The sequence below is a fragment of the Micromonospora sp. CPCC 206061 genome (genome assembly GCF_036906915.1).
GTDB lineage: Bacteria > Actinomycetota > Actinomycetes > Mycobacteriales > Micromonosporaceae > Phytohabitans.
This window is the reverse complement of record NZ_JBAKHX010000036.1, coordinates 74,053-80,665: the sequence shown is the minus strand read 5'-3', so window position 1 is coordinate 80,665 and position 6,613 is coordinate 74,053. Positions and strand designations below refer to the sequence as shown.

Annotated in this window: 6 protein-coding genes; 5 read left to right on the top strand and 1 reads right to left on the bottom strand. The window is 68.8% G+C overall.

Annotation, left to right across the window (positions count from 1 at the left end):
• From V6V89_RS23390 to V6V89_RS23380, 3 genes are all read left to right on the top strand, one after another.
• Nucleotides 1-444: TetR/AcrR family transcriptional regulator (locus V6V89_RS23390; RefSeq protein WP_334621399.1), on the top strand; the 444-nt coding region annotated here is incomplete at its 5' end.
• A gap of 346 nt (nt 445-790) precedes the next feature.
• Nucleotides 791-2,206 (top strand): MFS transporter, encoded by a 1,416-nt coding sequence (locus V6V89_RS23385; RefSeq protein WP_334621398.1) that lies wholly within the window; start codon nt 791-793, stop codon nt 2,204-2,206.
• Nucleotides 2,207-2,225: 19 nt separating this feature from the next.
• The gene (locus V6V89_RS23380; protein ID WP_334621397.1) at nt 2,226-2,858 is read left to right on the top strand and encodes a TetR/AcrR family transcriptional regulator; all 633 of its coding nucleotides are present in this window, start codon (nt 2,226-2,228) and stop codon (nt 2,856-2,858) included.
• A gap of 470 nt (nt 2,859-3,328) precedes the next feature.
• Here V6V89_RS23380 and V6V89_RS23375 read toward each other — a convergent pair whose 3' ends face one another.
• On the bottom strand, nt 3,329-4,036 hold the full coding sequence (locus V6V89_RS23375) for a maleylpyruvate isomerase family mycothiol-dependent enzyme (protein WP_334621396.1): 708 nt from the start codon (nt 4,034-4,036) through the stop codon (nt 3,329-3,331).
• Nucleotides 4,037-4,463: 427 nt separating this feature from the next.
• On the opposite strand from V6V89_RS23375, the gene V6V89_RS23370 reads away from it, so the two are divergent.
• Both V6V89_RS23370 and V6V89_RS23365 read left to right on the top strand, forming a co-directional pair.
• The gene (locus tag V6V89_RS23370) at nt 4,464-5,093 is read left to right on the top strand and encodes a TetR/AcrR family transcriptional regulator (protein ID WP_334621395.1); all 630 of its coding nucleotides are present in this window, start codon (nt 4,464-4,466) and stop codon (nt 5,091-5,093) included.
• Between the two features lie 490 nt (nt 5,094-5,583).
• Nucleotides 5,584-6,609, top strand: coding sequence for a ketoacyl-ACP synthase III family protein (locus V6V89_RS23365; RefSeq protein WP_334621394.1), 1,026 nt, complete (start codon nt 5,584-5,586; stop codon nt 6,607-6,609).
• Nucleotides 6,610-6,613 lie beyond the last annotated feature (4 nt).

Below are 6,613 nucleotides of genomic sequence, written 5' to 3'. Positions count from 1 at the left end.
ACCCTGTACGGGCACTTCCCGTCCCGAGAGGCCCTGGTCGAAGCCGCGTTGATCCGACTGCTGGCTCAGGGGGACGAGGTGTTGGCGGCCATCGACCTGGGGGGCGATCCCCGCGACGGGCTGCGGGCGCTCATGGAATCCGGGTGGCTGTTGATCGCCCAGGCCGCCTCGGTCCTGCAGGCGGCGCAGGCCACCCTGCCCCCGGGTCGCGTGCACGAGCTGCATGCCAAGCCGGAGCAGCGGGTTCATGACTTGATCCGCCGGGGCCAGGCCGACGGCGTCTTCCGAGCCGACATTCCGGCCGACCTGCTAGCCAGCGTCTTGCACCACATCCTGCACGGCGCAGCCACCGACGTGGCAAGCGGGCGGCTCGATCCGACAGATGCGCCGCATTTCGTCGCCGAGATGGCCTTGGCTGTATGCGCAGTCCCAACGAGCTCGTAGTGACGGTGCGCCTGCCGTCGCGCCAACCAGGCTGTGGCGCGTGAAGCGATCTTCGCCTGTGGCTACGCCGCGCAATGCGTCCGCTCGAGCCAGTCCAGGGCTCGCATCGCGTTCGGTGCCAGCCCGATCATGGCACCGACCGGCACGAACCCCCGGTGACTGATCGAGGACGGTCACCCACTTCCGGGAGAGACAGCCCGACCGCCGCTATGAGGCCGTCGATCAATGGCCCTCTTCTCGGGCATCTCGACCTCCCGTCATGTAACTCGAACGCCTCTGTTCGACTTCTGTGTGCCGGAGGGGTACCTTAATCCGAACAAGGATGTTCAAGTTATGGGTGAATCTGATGGCTCAAACTCACGCCGAATCCGCTACGGCGCCGCCGAGTGCACGCCGGTGGCGGGCGCTGGCGCTGCTGTGCGTGGCGCAGTTCATGGTGATCCTCGACGTCACAGTGGTGAACGTGGCGCTGCCGGAAATGGCCGCCGACCTGGGGTTGGACCGGGCGGCGTTGACGTGGGTGGTGACCGCGTACACGCTGTGCTTCGGCGGGTTGATGCTGTTGGGCGGCCGGCTGGCTGACCTGCTGGGGCGGCGGAGCATGTTCCTGACCGGGCTCGTCATATTCACCGCAGCCTCGCTGGCCGCGGGGCTTGCCGGCGACGCAAACGTGCTGGTCGGGGCACGGGCGGCGCAGGGCGTCGGGGCGGCGCTGCTGTCACCGGCCGCCCTGTCGATCATCACCACGACCTTCCACGGGCCGGAACGGCATCGGGCGCTGGGGGTGTGGGCGGCGCTGGGCGGCGCGGGTGCGGCGGCCGGCGTGCTGGTGGGCGGGGTGCTGACGTCCGGACCGGGCTGGCAGTGGGTGTTCTACGTCAACGTGCCAGTCGGTGTCATGGTCGCCGTCCTGGTTCCGGCCACCGTAGCCGCCATTGGGCGGCAGGGTGGCCGGGTGGACGTACCGGGGGCGCTGCTGGTCACGGCCGCGACGGGAGCATTGATCTACGGCCTGGTGCGGGCCGGCGAGGACGGCTGGCTGGTTGCGGTCGCCGTGGCCGCTGTCCTGTACGCGGCGTTCGTGGTCGTGCAGCGGCGGTCGCCAGCGCCGCTGGTGCGGCTGGGGCTGCTCGCTCAGCGGCCGATGGCTTCTGGAGTCACGACCATGCTGGCCGCCTCCGCGCTGCTGATTTCCGGCTTCTTCCTCAGCTCGCTGCTGTCGCAACACCTGCTGGGTATGTCGGCGCTGGCTACCGGGCTGTTGTTCTTGCCGGTCGCGGTCGCGACCGGCGTGGGGGCGCACCTGGCCGGGCGACTGGTCGGCCGGGTCGGGGCCCGTCCGGTCGCCGCCGCCGGGTTCGGCGCCGCGGCGGTGGGCTTCGCGATGCTCACCCGCGTGGACGCGGGGACCAACGCGTGGGTAGGGATGCTGCCCGGGTTCGTGCTGGCCGCCGCCGGTCTGGGCGCCGGGTTCGTGACCGCCACCACCACCGCGCTGGCCCGGATCGACGCCCACCACGCTGGCATGGCCTCCGGCGCTGTCAACACCGCGCACGAACTGGGCGCGGCGCTCGGAGTCGCGGTCGTGTCCGCCATCGCCAGCGGCAGCATCGACGCCCTCGGTGGCGCAGCGTCGATCGGCGGCTTCACCAGCGCGTACTGGGCATGCGCCGGGGCATCAGTGGCTGCCGCCCTGGTGCTGGCCGCGTTCCTGCCAGCCGGCCGGACACCGGTCGGCGACGGCCCGGTGTTCGCGCACTGACCCCCGTAACCTGATCCTCATGGCCTCTGTGACTAACCGGCGCGGTCCGGCGGCGACCGAGTCGGGCGCCGCCGGCGAGCCCATGCCCGAACGGCGGCGGGCCGACGCCCGGCGCAGCATCGCGGCCATCCTCGACGCCGCGCTGGCCAGCCTGAACCGCAGTCCTGAGGTGAACATCGTCGAGATCGCGCGCGCCGCCGGGGTCGGCCGGGTCACCTTGTACGGGCACTTCCCGACCAAGGAAGCCTTGGTCGACGCCGTCGTCGCAGAAGCGATCACACGCGCCGACCGGGCGCTTGACGCGATCGACCTGGATGCCGGGTCGGCACCGACCGCCCTCGCCCGACTGGCCGCATCGTCGTGGCACATCCTCAACCAGCACCGGCAGCTCATGGTCGCCGGGCAGCGCCACCTTGGCCCGCAACGGCTGCGCGCCCACCACGACCGGGTGATGCATCGCGTGCAGGAGGTGATCGCGCGCGGCCAGGAAGGCGGCGACATCCGCACCGACCTGCCAACCGACTGGCTGGTGGCCACGTACTACGCGCTGCTGCACGCCGCCGCCGACGAGGTCAACGCCGGCCGCCTCGACGAACGCCAGGCCGGCGAGGCGGTTGCCGCCACCATGACCGCCGCTCTGCGGCCATCCTGAGCCTGCCCAACTTAGGCTTCGGGGTGAACGGACGCCAGGCGGAAAGGGGCGGCCATGAATGTCCTTCCTTGCCGACGTCGAGTCCTACACAGATGCCGTACCCGTCGTGCACGCCTGGCCTCCTCGCCGCCGTCGTGGCTCGGTCGCTGGTAGGCGCCGGACTGCCGGCAGCCACGTTACGAGGAGACCTACCCCAAGCTGGGGTGGCCGGGTCCCTATCAGCGGTCCGCCGACGCCACCCGGCCCGGCGACAACACCCCCGGATCATGGATACGACAGGGGCGGTAGGTCATACCGAGCCGGGCGACCGAGCAGTCCCCGGCTGGGGACGATCAAAAAGGTAACGGGGGGCAGCGGCGTTCCCATGATGCTGGGGCTCGCCGCCCGCTAGGTCAATCTCTCTCACAGCCGTGGGATCCGGCGACGCGTCCGGGCCGTTCAACCTACGCCCGGCCTGTCTCCTAACCGGCTTAGGCGCCAGGAAGGCGTCGCAGGTCGGGCAGCGTCCCGGTGGAGGAGTGCAGCGGACCCTCGGGCTGCCGGCCGGCCAACCAGGCCGCCAGGTCCGCGTGCCCCCCAGTGATCTGCACCAGGCCACCTCGGCCTAGTGTCCAGTGCCTGCCGTCCGGCGTGTTTAGTTTGACTTGGACGCCATCTGGGACGCGTGGGGCGAGGAACTCGAACAGCTGATCGCAGAGCTCAGGGGGCCAGGTGGAAGGCCGGACGCCGAGGTTCAGGTCGACACAGTGCACCTCGACCTCCCGCCAGCTGGCCTTGAGGAGGTCGTAGAGGGTGCCGCCGTGGCGGTAGCGGACCCGCCGGTCGAAATCGGAGTCGGCGAGCCGCAACCATGCATGGTCCAGCGTTCTGGTCGCTTGGTGCATCTCGACGACGAGGTCGTCCGCGTGTCTGTCAGCATTGGCCGCGATGGCCGCGTCCCGACCCTTCCGGCCGCCGTCGTAGAAGTCGATCTGCAGCCCCGCCAGCGCGTACGCGATTTGTCGGTCCGCCGCCCGCACGAAGGCCAGACGGGCCGCCAAGACGTGACCGCGGGTCCAGCCCGGCAGAGCGGACTGCGCGCGTACTTCGTCATCGGTCAGGCCGTCGATCAATCCGCGCTCGCGCGCGTGCGATTCCCGGACTCGTTCCACGAGCTGTCCACGGTCTAACCCACTCACGGACCCACGCTCACCGTTCGTTGGCACATCAATTCCTCCCGGGGATGCGGAGACCGCGCTGCCGTACTCCACTGCGCTCGAATACGGACAGCGGTGGTGGCCCGCGAGCGGCAGCAGAAGGGCCGCGACGCCGTCAGCAATGGCGGTTGGAAGATCGTGTGAACCGACCGGGCGTCCCGACTCGTCATGCCCGCGACGGTGCCACCTTGGGCAACGAGGATGGTGCCGGGCCAGCTGACGGAGGCGGCGATGCGGCTGGGTAGCACGGCCCAACACGCGCACGGAGGCGTAACAAGGTGGAAGACCGTCATGCCGGTACTCCTACCGTAGATGTTCAGCTAGTATGGGCAGGCGCCCATACTATATGGGCGCCTGCCCATACCTGCAAGTGGTCTCTGGCGGTCCGGAACGGGAGAAGGATAAAGGCGTGCCGCGCGGCGTAGCTATCCCCGAGCTTCATGAACGACTGTTTGCGGCGGCGGAGCGACTCCTGCTCCGCGACGGACCCGCTGGCCTGTCCAGCCGTGCGATCACCGCAGAGGCCGCTTGCGCCAAGGGCGTGCTGCACAACCACTTCTCTGACCTCGACGGCTTCCTCCTGCAGTTCGTCTTGACACGGTTCCGCAACGCGTTGGACGGCATGGCTGAACTTCCCTTACGTGCTGGGCAGGACACTGTGTGGCATAACCTCAGCGCGGCCGCGGCCGCGCTGTTCCAGCCACCCGTCCTGGCCGCGCACGCGATCGTCACCCACCGGCCCACGCTGGCGGCTCGGTTGAGGCAGAGCAGCGGTCACCATTCGCCGTCGCTAGCCGACCTGGAGCACTTGGTCGTCACCTACCTCGACTCCGAGAAGCGTCTACGGCGGCTTCCGCCCACGGTCGACACTGGGCCAGTGGCGCTGGCCCTCGTCGCCACCATCCATCACTTGGTGATGTCTGCCCGCACGCACGGCGTGGATCCGCACGAGACGTTCGATCGGGTCGTCGCGGCGGTTGTGCCCGCCGGTCCGCGTCGTGCCGCGCCGTCCGCTCAGCGGGAAGGGACGGCTCGTTAGAGGCCGACGGCTGTCTCGTGAAATCCGCGCTTCGGTCCGTTCCTGGCCAATGCCGGGGGTGACCGCTCGGCACCGCGACGGCCGGGGCGCTGAGCGTCGCCGCTGGGTCAGGCCGTTCGTCAACATCGCTGTCATCGTGGTGTTGGTTGTGGTCGCGGGCGATGAGTTGCGTGGGCCCGTGCCGGATAGCTGCGAGCGCGCGACCGCAGTTGCGGCGTCTTGATGGCGCCACTGCCGCCTGGCAAGGACTGGTCCAACGGGGCACAGCGTGTGGGATTGCCCGGTGCGACTCTCGGTCGGCTACCGGACGACACCGGTCGGCGGGCAGCTTCGAGTTGATCTATTTCTCGCGCGTTCGTTCCCCGACGCATGCGCCCGGCCGGACAGGTTCGACAGTCGTTCGATATTCGTTGGATAGCGGTGTCAATCCAGGCGCCTAACGTTCCCGACGATCGGTCCGGAGACGGCAATCAGCGCGGGATGGGGCGAGATGAAGGTCGACGATATCCATATTTCGGGTATCGGCATCGCCACGACTGACCTGGTAGGAGTTGCTGAGGCGGTCGCGAACGGTTGGTATGACGCGGACGAGCGGACGCGTAGCGGGCTGGAGTCCGTCTCCGTCGCGGGCGACATCCCGGCGCCAGATCTCGCGGTCGAGGCAGCACGCGTCGCACTGGCGCAGTTTGGTGAGCCTGGCGAACACGTCGATGCGCTGTTCCACAGCAGCGTCCACCCCCAGGGACCGGACGGTTGGTCGGCACAGCACTACATCAACCGACACACTGTACGGCAATCGATCACGTCCGTGGAGATTCGCAACGGTTGTATCGGCTTTTTGACCAGCCTCGACCTGGCCATCTGCTACCTGCGTTCGGGCGCCGCCCGTAGGGCCGCATTGCTGACCTGTGCCGACAACTTCGGCACGCCGACGGTGGACCGTTGGCGGGCCTCAAACCTGTTCGTCCTAGCCGACGGTGGCGGCGCGGTCGTGCTGTCCAAGCGACCCGGGTTCGCACGGGTGCTGGCGATCGGCAGCGCGTCCGACCCGGAGCTCGAGGTACGTCACCGTGGATCCGAGCCCTTGTTTCCGCCCGGCCTGACCGTTGGCGCGAAGTTGAACTTTCGGGAACGGACGCAATACGTCCGCGACCTCCAGTCGGCCGGCGGGATGCCAACACTAGTTGACTTCGCCTCCGTTCTCGCCGACACAGTCCAGCGCACCTTGGCCGAGGCGGACACGGCCATCGACGACGTGGCGCGGGTGGTTCACGACGGCTTCAACGGATGGGCCATCCGGGACATGTTCCTCGACCCGATCGGGGTTGAGGACAAGCGCGGGATTTGGAACTTCACGCGGCGGGTTGGCCACGCCGGGCCGCTCGATCAGATACGTGGGCTCGAATACCTCTGGCGTCAGCGCGAGGTCGATGTGGGGGACAGGGTGCTGATGTTCAGCGACGCACCCGGCATGGAGGCGGCGTGCGCCGTCGTGGAGATAACCGACAGGCCATGACTAG

Coding starts and splice junctions, on each gene's coding strand:
- V6V89_RS23385 (WP_334621398.1), top strand. CDS start 791: ATGGCTCAAACTCACGCCGAATCCGCTACGGCGCCGCCGAGTGCACGC.
- V6V89_RS23380 (WP_334621397.1), top strand. CDS start 2,226: ATGGCCTCTGTGACTAACCGGCGCGGTCCGGCGGCGACCGAGTCGGGC.
- V6V89_RS23365 (WP_334621394.1), top strand. CDS start 5,584: ATGAAGGTCGACGATATCCATATTTCGGGTATCGGCATCGCCACGACT.